The sequence below is a fragment of the Bradyrhizobium sp. HKCCYLS2038 genome (genome assembly GCF_051167655.1).
Classification (GTDB): domain Bacteria; phylum Pseudomonadota; class Alphaproteobacteria; order Rhizobiales; family Xanthobacteraceae; genus Bradyrhizobium.
Window position 1 is genome coordinate 472901 of the sequence record NZ_JBNPTM010000004.1, and the last position, 16817, is coordinate 489717.

Consider the following 16817-nt stretch of genomic DNA (forward strand, 5'->3'; position numbering starts at 1 on the left):
TTCTTGACGGCCGGCGACCAGATGCACTAATGCATTAGTGCATCTCTGACAAGCGCAGATCTTGCGCCTGCGACATTCGAGCCGGACGTCCGACCTCCATGGCCCTGCCCGCGACGCCTCCTGCGCTTTCCGCTGCCGAGCGGCTCGATCCGAGCCGGCGCGCGGCGCCGCAGGTGTTCGAGCGGCTGCGCGATCAGATCATCGCGCTGGCCCTGCCGCCGGGCGCGCCGCTGTCGCGCGTCGCCCTGCAGGCCGAGTTCGGCCTGAGCTCGACGCCGATCCGGGATGCGCTGATGCGGCTCGCCGAGGAGGGTCTGGTCGAGATCTTTCCGCAGCATGCGACGCTGGTCAGCCGCATCGACGTCGGCAGGGCACAGCAGGCCCAGTTCCTGCGCCAGGCGCTGGAGCTGGAGATCGTGCGCCTGCTGGCCGCCGAGCCTGCGCAGTCCCTTGCCGATGAACTCAACGGGCTGGTCGCTCAGCAGCGACGTTTCGCCAGGGAGGGCGACCTTGCCGCCTTCATGCTGGCCGACAACGCTTTCCACGAGCGCCTCTACACCGCCGCGGACAAGCACGAGCTGTGGACATTGGTGCGCAGCCGCAGCGGCCACATCGACCGGCTGCGCCGGCTGCACCTGCCGTCACCCGGCAAGGCGCAGACCATCCTGCGCCACCACAAGCAGATCGTGGAAGCGATCGCCGCGGGCCGGCCCGACGAGGCGCAGGCGCATCTGCGCGAGCACCTCACGGGAACGCTGAGCGACCTCGCCACCATCCGCGACCGCTGGCCGGACTATCTCAGCGGCTAGAGTCGGGCACAAAGCGACGTCAGGCCGCCCGGCGCCGCCCCGCGCTGCGGTTGGCGCGGCGTTCCGGACCCCGGTAGTTCGGATCGTCCACCACACGACGATCGAGCGCGCCGCTGCGCAGCCTGACGAAGAACTCCTGAACCTCCGCGGCAAGGCTCTCGGCCACGCGCGAGACGTTGTTGGATGCGCCGCGAACGCTGTCGGCCGACTGGCTGGTCTCCTCGATTGCCGCGCTGACGGTGGAGATGTTGGAGGCCAGCGTCTTGCTCCCCGACGCCGCCATCTGGACGTTGTGCGAGATCTCGCGTGTCGCGGCGCCCTGCTCCTCCACCGCGCTGGCGATGGCGGTGGTCACGTCGGCCATCTGGCGCATCGCCGTCGAGACCTCCTTGACCGAGGAGACCGCATTGCTGGTCGAGCTCTGGATGCCCTGCACGTGCTGGCTGATCTCCTGCGTCGCCTTGGCGGTCTGCTCGGCCAGCGACTTCACCTCCTGTGCGACGACGGCAAAGCCGCGGCCGGCCTCGCCCGCGCGCGCCGCCTCGATGGTCGCATTGAGCGCCAGCAGGTTGGTCTGCGCGGCGATGGCCTGGATCAGGTCGACGACGGTGGAGATGCTCTGCGCCGCCTGTGCCAGTCCCTCGATCTCGGTCTCGGATCGTGCCGTGGTGGCGTTGGCGTTGCGCACCGTCACGTTTGACAGCTCGATCTGCCGACCAATCTCGACGATCGAGCTCGTCAGCTGCTCCGCGGCCGCGGCCACCGTTTGCACGTTGACGGCCGTCTTCTCGGATGCGCCCGCCGCGGAAGCGGCCTGCTCGGTCGCATGGCCGGCGATGCCGGTGAGGGATTCGGCCGTGTTGCGCATCACGCCGACATTGTCGTCAACTTCCGACAACAGCTCGGTCGACTTGATGCGGAAGGCTTCGACCGCCTCTTCCATGTTGCGGTTCGTGGCCTCGCGCGCTTCCGCCTCGCGGACATAATTTGCCGATGCCTGCTGCTGCGCGATCACGTTGTCGCGGAAACCCGCCACCGCCCTGGAGACGTCGCCGATCTCATCGCCACGCGATGCGGTCTTGAACGCCACCGTGGTGTCGCCGTCCGACAAGCGGGCGGAATCGGCCACCAGCTCCCGAATCGGCTTGGTGATCGAGCGGGCCACCAGGATCGCGATACTGAGCGACAGCGCGAGGCCGATCGCCAGCAGCGACCATTCGGTGATCATCAGGCCGTCCATGAGCGCAGTCACGGCCGCAGAATCCTTCACGAGCGTGTCCAGCTGGTTGGTCTTGAGTCCGTCCCCCACCGTGCCGTCCGCCCGCCGCTTGCCGTCCAGCAGATCGAGCAGCTTGTTGGCGCGCGGCGCGGCTTCGGTCGCCAACAGGAACGTCGCGGTATTCCACTGCGGTGACTGGCGGAGCGCGAAGATGCGGTCGGGAAGCCGGGCAAACGCCTCGCTCGCCTGTGCGACCTTGTCGAAGGCGGCCTTCTGCGACGGGGTCAGCAGACTGGCCTGGGAGGTCAGGCTCGCCACGGCATTCTTGTAGTTGGTGTAGGGGCCGGTGAACTTGTCGCGGTCCGACGGATCACCGGACGCGACATAGAGCCTGAGCTGCGACCCGGCCGCGGCGAGGTTGCCGCGCACATCGGCCATCGTCTTCAACAGGCGCTTGCGCTCGGGCGTTGCCTCCAGGCCGCTTTCCTCCTCGATCATCTTGGTGACCTCGGCGAACATGGTCGCGATCAGCGGCGATGCCTCGGCGCCGAGCAGCTTCGTCGCGGGATACGCATCCGGCGTGAAGGCCGCACTCTCGGCCTTGTCCTGGGCCGCCCTGAACTCGCCGAGCAGCGGCTTGGCCTCCGCCCACAACGCCCGGTTCGCCGGAACGCCGAAGCCTGCGGCAAGCTTGTCGAACTCAGCGATCGCCTTGTCGAAATCCGCCCACAGCGCCGCACGGCGCTCCTTCATCTCGGGATCTCCTGTGAGCAGGTAGCCGCGCAAGGCCGCGAGCGTGGCATGGAGGTTGGCGACCAGCTGCGTGCTGCTGATCGCGACCGGCGATCTCAACCCCACGATCTTGCGAAAGTGCTGCGAAGCATCCGACACCGCATAGGCCGAATAGCCCACGGCACAAGCGAGCAGCAGGCAAACCAGGCCAAATCCGGCAAGCAGCCGGCTCTGGATCTTCGCGTTCGACATGAAACCAAACATTGCTTTCCCCACCACGTCCCGAGATCCGCCTCATCGATCTTTCGAGACACGGGGCCGATCTGCGATAGTCCCGCCCCCCGCTCGCATGCTCCATGCGGTGCGCTCTATGAAATCGAACGCATGCCCCTCATGCAACCAGTCCGGGAACAATGATGACTTTTCCCTCGGTCGCATTAATCGAATGTGAAGCGTTGTCGCCGTACAACTACGGCGCGAGTGCCTTAAATCCAGGCAGCGGCGCAGTTTGAGCAGGGCATCCACGTCCATCCCGAGATCAATGGCCAGATCCCGCTGATATGTCTGCTGCGCCCCGACGTCCCCAGCCGCACATGTGACTTGTTCTGCGAGGCGCTTGCGGAGCGCCACAAATTCGGCAAAACCTCTACAACTGACCGTTGGTCTTGCTGCCAGCCATTCGGGAGATGCAGCGTGGCGAAGATTCTGGTCGTGGACGACGATCCAGTCATGCAGATGACGATCCAGCGCCTGCTCGAGCAGGGAAGCCATGCCGTGTCGGTGGCCAGTGACGGCCAGAAGGCGCTCGCCCGGTTTGCCGAAGAGAAGTTCGACCTGGTCGTCATGGACATTTTCATGCCGGGCATGGATGGCCTGGAGACGATGCGCCTGATGCTGAAGCAGGCGCCGGACACGCCGATCCTGATGACGTCGGGCCGTTCGCACACCCCCAATGCGATGGCCGAGCCCGACTATCTTACCATGGCGACGAAGCTGGGGGCGGTGTCGGCCTTGCCGAAGCCGTTCAAACCGGCAAGTCTGCTGGCGATGGTTTCCGATTGCCTGGAGCGCGCAGGCAAGACCGCTGCTCCGTCCCGGCCAGGCCCCGATGCTATTTCGAACCCCTGACAGCAAGATCGGCCAGGAGCCTGCGCTGAGCGGTTCCACCGGCGCAAGCGAGGCGCGGGGTCTCGGCCGGCGCGTCACGCTGACGACACGCCTGGCGATTGCGATGATCCTGCTGGTCGCGGTCGCCGTGTTCGCCGTCGGCTGGCTCGGCTATCACAGCCTGGAGCGCGCGCTGCTGCCGCGCGCGCTCGACCGCATCGAGTCGCACTCGCGCCTGATGGCGACGGAACTCGAGAACTATGTCGGCGGCGCCCGCAACGATCTCAACGGCTATCGCGCCGAGCCCAATCTCGCGACCCTCATTCGCACATCGCAGTCGGGCGGGCTGGACCCGCGTGAAGGCCTGTCGGCACAGTCCTGGCGCGAGCGGGTCGCGACGCGCTATTTCGCCGAGCTGCAGGCCAAGCAGACCTATGCCATGGTCCGCCTGGTCGGGATCGAGAACGATTATCGCGAGCTCATCCGTGTCGACCGGCTCGGCCCGGGCGGCAGCGTTCGCATTGTTCCCGAAAGCGAGCTGATCACACGCGGCGAACGCCCCTACATCAAGGAGACGCTGCGCCTCGCACCCGGCGAGATCCGGATCTCGCCGGTCGTTCTCGACGGCAACACCACGGATCCGAAAACGGGCGTCCCGATGCTCTGCGTCGGCACCCCGGTGCTCGCGGCGGACGGCAAGCCGTTCGCCATCCTGATGATCGATCTCGACATGCGGCCGATCTTCGCGCATCTGCGCAACGCGGCCCGGCCGGGCGCGCATCTGTATGTCGTGAATGCCCGCGGCGACTATCTCTTCCATCCTGAATCCGATCGCGAGTTCGCCTCCAAGCGCGGCGGATCGACACGGTGGCAGGACGATTTCCCGACGCTGGCCAGCGCGACCGGTTCCACGGAGGGGTTCGCGCGGATCATGCACGACGAGGCGGAAGGTCCCGGGGGGGTCGCCTTCGCGCCGACGATGCTCGCCGGGCAGGAATGGGTGGCGGTGATCGAGACCATCCCGAACACGGCCTTCATGGCCCCGGCCCTCGCCATCCGCAAGACGGCGATCGAGGTCGGCCTGATCGCCATGCTGTGCGCGGCCGCGCTCGCTTTCGTGGTCGCGCGATCCCTGACCCGCCCGATCAATCAGCTGACGCAGGCCGTCGAAGGCGTCGGACGCGGCGAGCCGGTGAAGATTCCCCTCGAGGCGATCGGCGAGACCGGAGTGCTGGCGCGGGCCTTCGCGCGCGTGATCGAGGAGGTGCGCACCAAGACGGCCGAGCTCGAGCGCGAGGTCCAGGAGCATTACCTGACCGAGGCGGCGCGCGATCATTTCGCTGCGCGCGAGCGGCTCTACAGCGCCGCGGTCGAATCCTCCAGCGACGCGATCGTGACGCTGTCGCTGGATGGAACCGTCACCGCCTGGAATCCGGCCGCCGAAACCATGCTGGGCTACTCCGCCGAAGAGGCCGTCGGCCGCCCGAGCGATTTCGTGGTTCCGCCCGACCGGATGTCCGAGGCACAGGACATCCTGGTCCGCGTCGCGCGCGGCGAGCGGATCCAGCATTTCGAGACAGTGCGCATCCGCAAGGACGGCGAGCCCATCCTGGTTTCGCTCAGCGTGTCGCCGATCAAATCACCGACCGGCCAGATCATCGGCGCGTCCAAGATCGCACGCGACATCACCGAGAGCCGCAGGACCGAGCAGGCGCTGCGGCAGCAGACCGAAGAGCGCCGGCGCATCTTCGAGAGCTCTCAGGATCTCATCCTGATCACCGACCGTACCGGAGTCCTGGTGCAGGTGTCGCCGAGCGTGGAGGCCATTCTCGGCTACGCGCCGGCCGAAATGATCGGCCGCAGCTGCGCCGACTTCATTCATCCCGACGATCTGGCCAAGTCGCGCGAAGAGCTGCGAGCCTCGCGCCAGGGGCTCCGCGCGCTCTACTCCGACAGCCGCTACATCCACAAGGACGGCCGCGTGGTGACGCTGGCCTGGACGTCGAGCTGGTCCGAGCCGGTGCAGCGCCACTTCTTCATCGGGCGCGACATGACGGAGAGCCGGCTGGCGCAGGAAACCCTGCGCGAGAGCGAGCAGCTGGCCCGCAACATCATCGAGACCGCGCTCGATGCCTTCATCCAGATCGACGACAAGGGCCGCATCCTCAACTGGAATTCCCAATCAGAAAAGATCTTCGGCTGGCCGCGCGCGGAGATCCTCGACAAGGACGTCTTCGACCTGATCACCGTCGGCGAAGAGGGCGAGGAGCTGCGCGCCGCGCTCGGCCGCATTCTGCTGACCGGCCAGGCCAGCGCGTTGGGCGGACGACGGCGCGAGGTCATGGTGAGACGCCGGGACGGCCGCGAGTTCAAGGCCGAGGTGAGCGTCACCGCGCTGAAGACCCGCAACGGGTTCGTCTTCAACGGCTTCTTCCGCGACCTGACCGACAAGGTGGCCGCAGAAGAGCGCATCAGGCAATCCGAGAAGATGGAGGCGATCGGCCAGCTCACCGGCGGCATCGCTCACGACTTCAACAATATCCTGACCGTGATCACCGGCACGATCGAGATCCTCGCCGCCGCCGTCGCCAAGGAGCCGCAGCTCGCCGCGATCACCAGGATGATCGACGAGGCCGCCGGGCGCGGCGCCGACCTCACCCAGCATTTGCTGGCGTTCGCGCGCCGGCAGCCGCTGCAGCCGCGCGAGGTCGACGTCAACACGCTGGTCATCGATACGGCGAAACTGCTGCGTCCGACGCTGGGCGAGCAGGTCGAGATCGAATCGGTGTTCCGCGAGGAGACCTGCGCAGCCCATGTCGATCCCAACCAGCTTGCCACCGCCATCATCAACCTGGCACTGAACGCCCGCGACGCGATGCCGAACGGCGGCAAGCTCATCCTGGAGACCGGCTGGGCCGATCTCGATGAGAACTACGCGAGCCTGTACGACGACGTCCGCCCGGGGCGCTACGCGATGATCGCGGTCAGCGACAGCGGCAGCGGCATTCCGGCGGCCATCATCGACAAGGTGTTCAATCCGTTCTTCACCTCGAAAGGGCCGGGCAAGGGAACGGGCCTCGGACTATCGATGGTCTACGGCTTCGTGAAGCAGTCGGCCGGGCACATTCGAATCTACAGCGAGGAGGGACACGGCACCACCATACGCATGTATCTGCCGCCCGGAAGCGAGGGCGCGATCGCGCCGTCGTCAGGCGCTGCGCCAGCGGTCAAGGGCGGTCATGAGACGATCCTGGTGGTGGAGGACGACCGGCTGGTCCGGGGCTATGTTCTCGCCCAGCTGCACGCGCTGGGCTATGCGACCCTCGAGGCGGCGAACGCCGCTGAAGCGCTGTCGATCGTCAATGAGGGCCAGCCGTTCGATCTCCTGTTCACCGACATCATCATGCCGGGCACGATGAACGGACGTCAGCTTGCTTCGGAGATTCAGCGCCTCCGCCCGGGACAGCGCGTGCTGTTCACCTCCGGATACACCGAGAACGCCATCGTCCATCACGGCCGGCTCGACGAGGGACTGCTGCTGCTGGCAAAGCCATATCGCAAATCCGAACTCGCCAAGATGATCCGCACGGCGCTCGCCGCGGATTGAGGCCGTTTCCAGAACCGCTTCAAGACTGCGGGTCGCCCCGCACCGACCGTCGGCGCAGCCGTCAGTTGGTGCGCGAGGCCGTCATGACGATGCGAATCAGATCGGCGGCGTTGCGTGCGCCGAGCTTCTTCATGATGTTGGCGCGGTGATCCTCGATCGTGCGCGGGCTGATGCCGAGCGTGCGCCCGGCCTCCTTGTTCGACGCTCCGGCCGTGAACTGTTCCAGCACCTCGCGCTCGCGCCGCGTGAGCGGCTCCCGTCCGGGAAAATGCAGCGAGCCGATCTTCGGCGAGGCGTTTTCCTTCTGTCGCCGCGCGAACGCGCCGATGGCCTCGTTCAGGCGCGCTACGATCTCGCTGCCGCGGAAGGGCTTCTCGATGAAGTCGAGGGCGCCGTACTTGATGGCATTCACGGCCATCGGAATATCGCCCTGGCCCGAGATCATGAAAATAGGCGCCGGGTAGTCCTCACCATGCAATTCCCTGAGAATGTCGAGGCCGGATTTTCCGGGAATGTGAACATCGAGCAGGATACAGGCCGGTGTCCGGCTGCGCGCGACGGCCAGCAACGCGGCGCCATCGGCAAAACAGATCACCTCGTAGCCACCCGACGACAGGACCATCGAAAGTGTGTCACGCACGGCCGGATCGTCATCGACGACGAAAATCTCACCGCGGGAATTTGTTTGTTCGGCCATGGGCGATTGCTCTTGCAAAGGAGAAGAAACAATGAAGCACGCGTCTTATGATACCATATTCGGCGGGCGTTTTGAGCACCCGTATTTGTACGGCTTATGACCTTAGCCCACAAGTAGTAGCGGCAGCAGATCAGCGAACCGCCATGACGAGAACACGAACTCGACACGATCTCAAGGCGTTCCTTCCGGCGTTTTGCTGCCTTGCAAAACACATCGGTACGAATTGGTCATGATCGGAGTCAAATTCGCGGCCAGGGCGGCCGTTCGCCATCGAAGCGCATCAGAGCTGCGCGTCACATTTCGATCAATCACCACAATCTCTGCACGACATTCAACACAAAGAAGCCGGCGCAGCGCCGCCTCTAGCCCTTGTTCAGCTCGACGAATGGCGCCGCAGCTGTGTAACCCGGCGGGAAGGGCTCTAGTCCCAGCGCCGACCGTACGGCAAGTTCAAGACCGATGCTTCGCAGCAACACCGTCGGCGGCGACTCCGCCCCAGGTGTGTACAACGGGAAGCCCCAACGCGGTCTTGCCCAGGTTCGCCAGGAAGATCCGGAGTGCGGCCAGGTCGACCGGCTTCGGCAGACTCTGCAGGTCGATCCCCAGGGAACGCGCATAAAGCCGGGCGGCGATTCGCTTAGCCGCATCCATGCCGCTGATGACGATCACCGAGCCTGCAAAGCGGCTGTCGGCGATGGCCTTGAGGACCTCGGTCCCGTCTCCATCCTCGAGCAGGAGATCGAGGGTCACGCAATCGAAACGCTTCTTGCCGATTTCGCGGATTGCGTCGCTGCAGCTGGCGGCGATCGTGACGACGTGACCGGCCTGCTTCGCCGCCAACGAGATCAGGGTCCTTTGCGCAGCGTCGTCATCGACGACGAGCAGCTGAAGTGCCCGCCGCTCTTGCTCCGCGGCCTCCGGCCGGCTGCCTGCAAGTTCTGAACTCATGACCGACATGGGTCGTTCCCGGCAAAATTGACTGACATCGTTGTCATACACGTCCGTTCCTGCGCTCACGTAAAGCGGTGCCGCGAAAAGCGGTGGCCGACCTTAGGATTTGCGCAGGAACCTGGATGCCGCTCGCCCGAACGACCGGGTCGCCGCAATCCGCCGAACGCAAACGAACTGCCGCAGCCAAGCATTAGCCTACCGTCGCTTCCTGACCGGAAGACACGCTTCCACGCTTCTTCTTGTTCTTGCCCTTGATGAACTGAATATCCATCTCCGCCCCGTTGACGCGGACCAGCTCACAACGCCGATACGCGAGCCCCGTGGACGACAACAGCAGGAAGAATTCCTTCAAGTTCAGGCCCTGGATCGATCCCTCGACAGTCAGGACCGCGTCATTGTCCGAGATGGCATTGAGCTGGCAGTCGCGCCGCCAGGTTCCGTCGATGCCCATGATGCAGACATCGTAGCCCCTGCTGAAGGTGACGCGCTCGGTGCCCTTGTTCTCTTCAGACATCTTCGTGTCCCGCTGTTCTGTGACGTCGGCGGCTCAATGTCCCGCCGCCGCGACCTTGCTCATGCCGGGGACTGGAGGCTTGGCCGTGGACGCGATACCGCTCGGACGATAGAGCCCTCGCCGGTCCGCGAGCGGCTTGAACGCGTCGGTGAGGCCGACCACGGTTTCCGCTGCACCGAGAACGAGGAATCCATCCGGCTCCATCAATTTGGCGATCCGTCCGAAGATGTTGATCTTCGTATCCTGATCGAAATAGATCAGAACGTTGCGGCAGAAGACCACGTCGAATGTTCCGAGCTGCGAGAAGTCGTGCAGCAGATTGAGCTGCCGATGCTGGACCATGCCGCGAACGTCGGAGTTGAGCTGCCAGAGCTCGCCGGCCTGCTTGAAGTTTTTGACCAGAAGCTGGATCGGCAGTCCGCGCTGCACCTCGAACTGGCTGTAGAGACCCGCCTTGGACTTCTCCAGCACTTCCTGGGACAGATCGGTAGCAACGATCTCGACCCGCCATCCGCTGAGCGCAGCGCTCATCTCCTTGAGCGACATGGCCAGCGAGTACGGCTCCTGGCCGGTCGAACACGCGGCGCACCAGATGCGTATCGACTTGCGACTGGCGCGCGCCTTCAACAGCTCCGGCATGATCACGTCGCGGAAATGATCGAACGGCACCTTGTCGCGGAAGAAGAACGTCTCGTTGGTCGTCATCGCCTCGACGACCTGACTGACCAGCGTGCTCGAGCCGTCCTTCAGCTTCTGGACGAGATCGCTGATGCTGGCGAGGCCGGCTTTGCGCGCGAGCGGCAGCAGGCGGCTTTCGATCAGGTATTGCTTGTCGGCAGACAGATCGAGACCTGACTTGTCTCGAAGCATCTTGCGCAGAAATTCATAATCTGGCTGGTTCACGGGCGGCCTCTTCTGGGCAATCGAGGGATCAGGCGGATTCGGCTGACAGAGCCTGGATCAGGCCGACTTCCTGGAACTTCGCAGCGACAATTTCTTTGTCGAACGGCTTCATGATGTACTCGTTGGCGCCGGCGTTCAGCGCGCGCGAGATGTGGTCGATGTCGTTTTCCGTCGTACAGAACACCACCTTCGGACCTTCGCCGCCTGGCAGCCGGCGCAATCGTCCGAGGAAGTCGTAGCCGTCCATCACCGGCATGTTCCAGTCGAGCAGAATAGCTTCGGGCAGGCTCTTGGTGCACAGCTCGAGCGCCTTCTCACCATCTTCAGCCTCGACGACCGAAAAACCCAACTCCTCCAGGATACGGCGTGCGATCTTTCGCACCACGCTGGAATCATCCACGACCAGACAGCTGCTCATTTTCATCTCCCTTATGGGACTGTTGAAGGGCTAGGCGGCGATTGCGGCTTTGGGCAGGATCTCGAGCACGCGATCGACGTCGAGGACGACCATCAGCTGGCCATCGAGGCGATGCACGCCGCCTGCGAATTTCGCCATGCGCGGATCGAGATTGACGGGATTGTCCTCCCGGCCCGCCTCGGGCAACCGCAGCACTTCGCCGATCTGGTCGATCAAGAGGCCATAGGACTCGCCGCGCAGGTCGACGCCGACGGCCATCGGCGGCTTGCCGTCGTCGGCCCGGGCAAGCCCGAGCCGTGCGCGCATGTCGACGACGGTGACGATGCGGCCGCGCAAGTTCAAGACGCCCGCGATCTCGGCCGATGACAGCGGCACCCGCGTCACCCGCTCCGGCATGAACACGTCCTGCACCCGCGAGATCGGCAGCCCGAACAGCTGGCCGCCGATCATGGCGGTGACGAACTCGGAGGCCGCACCCTCGGTGGTTTCGATCTTGCTGCTCATCGCGCGCTACTCCTGCCGCTGCTATTAAGCAGCCCGTCGGTTGGCTTCAGCACGGGCCCGCTCCTCGATCTGCTCCTTCATCGCCGCGATCAGACCGGGACGGTCGAACTTGGCGATATAGTCGTAGAGCCCCGCCTGGCGGCCGCGCTCGATCGCCGCCGGCGACACCAGCGACGACACCGCGATGACCGGCAGCTGATTCAGGTTCTGGTCGGAGCGGATCGCCTCGGCGAACTCGAAGCCGTTCATCTCCGGCATCTCGATGTCGGTGACGACGATGTCGAAGGTGTGCCCCGAGCGCAGCGTCGCGAGGCCCTCGAGCGCCGAGGCCGCAGTGCGTACCTTGTAGCCGGCCGACTTCAGCACCGGCGCCAGCATGTTGCGGAAGAACGGCGAGTCGTCGACCAGGAGCACCGATTGCGTCTGCGCCTCGGTCGCCATCTCCTTGCGGATGAACCAGTCGGCGAACGCCATCGGCAGGAAGTGGCCGACATCGATGACTTCTGTCGCCTGGCCCTTGATCACGGCCGAGCCGAGGATACCGTCCTTGGCGCCGGAGACCTGGATGTGGAGACGCTCCTCGACGATGTCGATGATCTCGTCGACCACGAGGCCCATCGCGCGGGTCTCGTCGGCGAACACCAGGATCGGCTGCGATCCCGTGGTCTGCACCGACACGCCCTGCATCTGCACCAGCGGCATCAGCTGATCGCGATACTGCACCATGTAACGGTCGTTGGAGATCTCGATCTTGTCGGCCGCGATCTCTTCGAGACGTGTGACCAGCGCCAGCGGCACCGCCTTGGGCTGCGCCGTGCCGGCGCGGAACACCAGCAGCGAGGTGAGCTGCTCGCCGCCGACGATGTGATGCGATGCATGCTCGTCGGCCACCGCCTGAGAGGCCGAGCCGGCGGCGCCAAGCGCCTTGGCGATCCCGTTCGGATCGATGATCATGATGACGGCGCCGTCGCCCAGGATGGTGTTGCCCGAAAACATGTCGATGTGCCGCAGCTTGGTCGACATCGGCTTGACCACGATTTCCTCGGTGTGGAACACGCAGTCCACCACGATGCCGAAGGTCTGGTTGCCGACCTGGGTCACGACGATGAAGCCGTTCTCCGGATCGGTCGACGAGCCGTCGTCGATCTTCAAGAGCTTCTTCAGGTGCATCAGCGGCAGCAGCTTGTTGCGCAGACGCAGGACAGCGGTGTCCTTGATGCGCTCGATGCGATGCTCGGAGTTGGCGCGCGCGCGCACCAGCTCGACGACCGCCAATTGCGGGATCGCGAAGCGGTCGCCGCCGGCCTCGACGATCAGCGCCGAGACGATCGCCAGCGTCAGCGGGATCTTGATGGTGACCGAGGTGCCCTCGCCGGCGACCGACTTGATGTCGATGGTGCCGCCGATCTGGTCGATGTTGGTGCGCACCACGTCCATACCGACGCCGCGGCCCGACACCGAGGTAATCGCCGCGGCGGTCGAGAAGCCCGGCGCGAAGATGAACTTGTGGATCTGCGCTTCCGTCATCTTCTCGAGCTCGGCCTCGGTGACGAGACCGTTCGAGATGGCCTTGGCCTTGATGCGCTCGGTGTTGAGGCCGCGACCGTTGTCGGCGATGCAGATGATGATGTGACCGCCTTCATGATAGGCGGAGAGGCGGATCGTGCCCTGGTCCGGCTTGTTGGCGGCGGCGCGCTCGGCCATCGTCTCGAGACCATGGTCGGCGGAGTTGCGCACCATGTGGGTGAGCGGATCCTTGATCAGGTCGAGCACCTGGCGGTCGAGCTCGGTGTCGGCGCCGTGCATCTCGAGCTCGATCTGCTTGCCGAGTTCGGTCGCGAGATCGCGGACGATGCGCGGCAGCTTCTGCCAGGCATTGCCGATCGGCTGCATGCGCGTCTTCATGACGCCCTCCTGCAGCTCGGCGGTGACGTTGGAGAGCCGCTGCAGCGGCACCTTGAACTCGGTGTCCTCGTTGCGGCGGGCGATCTCGAGCAGCTGGTTGCGCGTCAGCACGAGCTCCGAGACCATTGTCATCAGATGTTCGAGCGTGTCGACGTTGACGCGGATCGACTGGTTGGCGACCTTGTCGTTCTCGTGCACCTCGCCGTCGGCATTGGCCTTCGGCCGCGCGGCCTTCTTCGGCGCCTCGGCCTTGGCTTCTGCCTTGGGCGGCTCGGCCTTCGCAGGCGCTGCAGCCTTCGGCTCGGGCGCCTTCTCGTGCGCGGGCGGCGTTTCGATCGCGGTCTCGCGGAAGGCGCGCTCCAGCTCGTCCAGCGAGACTTCGCCTGGACGCAGCGGACGCTCCAAGGTCTGATCGATCAGGCTGCCCTGCGTCACCGGCGCGGGCGCCGGCGGTGCGGCGGGCGCGGTCGCTCCGGCGGCCATCGCGGCCATGCCGCGCTCGACCATCGCCTCGAGCTCGCTGATGAGATCGCGGTCCTCGCCCTCGGGCTCGGCCTCGTTGGCTTCGAGCTGTCCGAGCAGGTCCTTGATGCGGTCGATGGTGGTCAGGATCAGCGTCACGGCCTCGCCGGTCACCGGCATGCCGTCGCGGAATTTGCCCATCAGTGTCTCGGCGGCGTGCGCCAGCGCTTCGAGCCGCGGCAGGCCGAGGAAGCCGCAGGTCCCCTTGATGGTGTGCACCAGGCGGAAGATGTTATCGAGGATCTTGGCGTTGTTCGGCTCCTGCTCGAACCGCACCAACTGATTGTCGACGGTATCCAGGCTCTCGCTGGTCTCCGTCAGGAACTCACGCAACAGATCATCCATGAAACCGGCCTTCCAAGAATTGGCGCTGCGATCGCAGTACGACCGCTGATCCTGTCATAGCGACGGTCGATCCGGTGCCGTCGTCAAGCAACCCGGACTCAATCCCGCCGTCGCTTGGTTCGGCTCAACGGACTTTCCTCAGTGCCATCGTTAGGCGGTGCTTTTCTCCGTCCCGTTAATTTTAATGTCCGTGCAAATACGGAACCGGAACGACTGCCGCTTCAACGAGATGTAGCTGGGCCGGTGCGGCCGGGTCTCAAGGCACGGCCTCGGCGGGAGCGATCGCGGGGCTTTCGCACGCGATCAATCCCCGGATCTCCTTCAGCGCCTTGTACAGAGCGCCAGCCGCGACGTGACGGTCGACAGCTTCGGTCAGACGCGCACCATCTGGCGTGGCACTGCGCAATTCATCGATGCACGCGAGATAGGACGCGCGATAACGACTCGCGTCGCTCTTGAGATACATGGTCTGGACGCAGAGATAGAGGCGCTTCGCCGGCGTATCCGCCGTCTCGGGGCTCACCGTATCGCGCTCACGAAGGATCGGCACATCGCCCTCGACGATGAAGCGCGCACGCGTATTCGAATTGATGATGACGCTGTCGCCGATCACGATGCGTTCGAACGGCTTCAATTCGACGCGCAGGGGCATGACCCATGTCTCCTCTCAGGACCCTCCGCGCGGGAGCTTCCTCTTGGGAGCGGCATCGCAGGGGACTGCGCTCTCGTCGACCCGACGTCGCTCTTGCGCCTGCTTCACGCCTCGTTCGCGCGATCCATCGATATCGAACGAGCCCGGCGCGTATCCCGGATAGTCGAGGCGGAAGCGGCGGGGCCAGCCCCGCCGCCTCCGATGTTTGAGAGACTGCCGCGTCTTAGCGCAGCAGCTGCAGCACGCTCGCCTGCGACTGGTTGGCCAGCGACAGGGCGGACACCGCGATCGACTGGCGGGTCGACAGCGCCTGGCTGTTGGCCGCTTCCTCGTTGGTATCGGCCAGCGTCAGGTTCGACGAACCGGTCTGCAGCACGTTGATCAGGTTCTTGTTGAAGTCCTGACGGACCTGCACGACCGACAGGTTCGAACCGAGCGTCGATGCCTCGTTCCGCAGCGTGGAGCTCGATGCGTTGAGGACGCCGATCACCTTGTTCGCCGAGTTGTTGTCGAGGAAGTCGGTGCCCGAGGTCAACGTCGAGAGGCCGAGACCTGCCGAGTTGAACGTGACACCGGTGATCGACAGCGTCGACTTGCCGGTTTCGTTGAAGGTCAGCTTCAGCGTGTCACCGTTCAGCAGGTTGATGCCGTTGAACGATGCGTCAGCCGCAGTCGTGTTGATCTGCGCCAGCACGTTGTTGTACTGCGAGACCAGGCTCGCGCGCTGCGTCTGCGCGGTCGAGTCAGCCACCGGAGCCGCCGCAGTCAGGCCGTTGAAGGACTGGCTGGACGCCGCCGCCGTACCACCGATCGCACCGATCGTGGCCGAAGCCGCGTCGTTCGTCGTGGTGATGTTGATCTTGCCGGTGGACGAGTCGATCGTCGCCTGCAAGTTGTTGGCTGCGAGCTTCGTGTTGAGGTCGGTCAGCGACTTGACCTGCCCTGTCCCCAGACCGAAGGTGATACTCGTGGCCGTGCCACCTCCTGTGGCACCGATCGTGAGTGTCTGCCCCGACAAGCCGTCGCCGACAGCACTCAGCCCGAGCTTGGCCAAGGTGCCGCTGCTGCCCGAGAGCGTCAATCCTGCCGCCGGAGGCGTCAAGGTGATCTGGCCGCTGCTGACGGTCGCGGTGACGCCGGCCTGCGTCTGGATCGCCGACAACAGGTTCGACACGGTGTCACCGATGCCGATGCTGGTGCCGGTCGAGGACGTGCCGGTGACGAAGGTGAAGGTGGTGCCGTTGACGACGAGCGTTTCACCCGACGTGATGCCGGTGGCGAGGTTGTTCGACGAAGTCGCCGACGTACCGGACAGCTTGGTCGAGCCGGTGATGTTGCCCGCGCCGGAGGACGCGTCGTTCTGCACGGCCGTGCCGGTCACCGCGGTCGAGCTGGAGCCCAGCAGGTCGCTCGCAGTCGCGCCGGTCAGAGCCGCCGACGTCACGTTCGACTTGGTGGAGTAGCCGACCGCGCTCTGCAGCACCTGGTTGGCGATCGACTTGGCGCTGTCGACGAGCTTCTGCAGCGAGGTGATGCCGGTGTTGGCGGCCTGCAGCACCTGCACGCCGTTGCCGATACCATCGAGCAGATTGGAGATGTCGGAAGCGCGGTTGTCGAGCCCCTGGGCGGTGAAGAAGTTGGTCGGATTGTCGAGAGCCGAGTTGACCTTCTTGCCGGTGGAGAGGTTGTTCTGCGTGGTGGCGAGGAGCTGAGCCGTCGACTGCAGCGAGAGGAGGTTCTGGCGAACCGACGCAGAGAGTACGATACCTGACATTGTCATTCCCTTCTGGATGAACACGAGTAAACATCGCCGCACCGTTCTGTCGGCGATGGGCCAGACTGGTCCGCGGAATCCTACCCGTTCGTTAAATTGCAGCCGCAGCTGCCCTGCGCGCCGGGCGCGGCCGCCATTAATCCTAATTGGCCGCTAAT

Annotated in this window: 13 protein-coding genes; 3 read left to right on the forward strand and 10 right to left on the reverse strand. The window is 64.8% G+C overall.

Annotation, left to right across the window (positions count from 1 at the left end; genetic code table 11):
* Positions 1-98 precede the first annotated feature (98 nt).
* Entirely contained in the window at positions 99-809 is a 711-nt protein-coding gene (locus tag ACQR1I_RS20120; RefSeq protein ID WP_434866288.1) for a GntR family transcriptional regulator, read from the forward strand.
* A 19-nt stretch (positions 810-828) separates the two neighbouring features.
* Here the strand turns inward: ACQR1I_RS20120 and ACQR1I_RS20125 are convergent, their stop codons facing one another.
* Positions 829-3024 (reverse strand): HAMP domain-containing methyl-accepting chemotaxis protein, encoded by a 2196-nt coding sequence (locus ACQR1I_RS20125; protein WP_434888837.1) that lies wholly within the window; start codon positions 3022-3024, stop codon positions 829-831.
* A gap of 429 nt (positions 3025-3453) precedes the next feature.
* Between ACQR1I_RS20125 and ACQR1I_RS20130 the strand changes: the two genes are divergently transcribed.
* Entirely contained in the window at positions 3454-3888 is a 435-nt protein-coding gene (locus ACQR1I_RS20130) for a response regulator (protein ID WP_434866290.1), read from the forward strand.
* Positions 3869-7474, forward strand: a complete 3606-nt coding sequence (locus tag ACQR1I_RS20135; RefSeq protein ID WP_434866291.1) for a PAS domain S-box protein — start codon at positions 3869-3871, stop codon at positions 7472-7474. Before ACQR1I_RS20130 ends, ACQR1I_RS20135 begins: the two co-directional genes overlap by 20 nt.
* Before the next feature lie 61 nt (positions 7475-7535).
* On the opposite strand, the gene ACQR1I_RS20140 is transcribed toward ACQR1I_RS20135, so the two are convergent.
* From ACQR1I_RS20140 to ACQR1I_RS20180, 9 genes are all read right to left on the reverse strand, one after another.
* Positions 7536-8171, reverse strand: a complete 636-nt coding sequence (locus tag ACQR1I_RS20140; protein WP_434866292.1) for a response regulator transcription factor — start codon at positions 8169-8171, stop codon at positions 7536-7538.
* A 450-nt stretch (positions 8172-8621) separates the two neighbouring features.
* On the reverse strand, positions 8622-9128 hold the full coding sequence (locus ACQR1I_RS20145) for a response regulator (protein ID WP_434866293.1): 507 nt from the start codon (positions 9126-9128) through the stop codon (positions 8622-8624).
* Between the two features lie 184 nt (positions 9129-9312).
* Complete coding sequence (locus ACQR1I_RS20150; RefSeq protein ID WP_434866294.1) at positions 9313-9636, reverse strand: PilZ domain-containing protein; 324 nt, start codon at positions 9634-9636, stop codon at positions 9313-9315.
* A gap of 33 nt (positions 9637-9669) precedes the next feature.
* Positions 9670-10539 carry a CheR family methyltransferase gene (locus ACQR1I_RS20155; RefSeq protein ID WP_434866295.1) on the reverse strand — a complete coding sequence of 290 codons (870 nt, stop codon included), beginning with the start codon at positions 10537-10539 and terminating at the stop codon, positions 9670-9672.
* A gap of 28 nt (positions 10540-10567) precedes the next feature.
* Entirely contained in the window at positions 10568-10957 is a 390-nt protein-coding gene (locus ACQR1I_RS20160; protein WP_434866296.1) for a response regulator, read from the reverse strand.
* A gap of 30 nt (positions 10958-10987) precedes the next feature.
* On the reverse strand, positions 10988-11461 hold the full coding sequence (locus ACQR1I_RS20165; RefSeq protein WP_434866297.1) for a chemotaxis protein CheW: 474 nt from the start codon (positions 11459-11461) through the stop codon (positions 10988-10990).
* 24 nt (positions 11462-11485) lie between these two features.
* On the reverse strand, positions 11486-14233 hold the full coding sequence (locus tag ACQR1I_RS20170) for a hybrid sensor histidine kinase/response regulator (RefSeq protein ID WP_434866298.1): 2748 nt from the start codon (positions 14231-14233) through the stop codon (positions 11486-11488).
* Positions 14234-14489: 256 nt separating this feature from the next.
* The gene (gene flbT / locus ACQR1I_RS20175; protein ID WP_434866299.1) at positions 14490-14885 is read right to left on the reverse strand and encodes a flagellar biosynthesis repressor FlbT; all 396 of its coding nucleotides are present in this window, start codon (positions 14883-14885) and stop codon (positions 14490-14492) included.
* Positions 14886-15108: 223 nt separating this feature from the next.
* A complete protein-coding gene (locus tag ACQR1I_RS20180) occupies positions 15109-16659 on the reverse strand; it encodes a flagellin (RefSeq protein WP_434866300.1) in 1551 nt (516 codons plus the stop codon).
* Positions 16660-16817 lie beyond the last annotated feature (158 nt).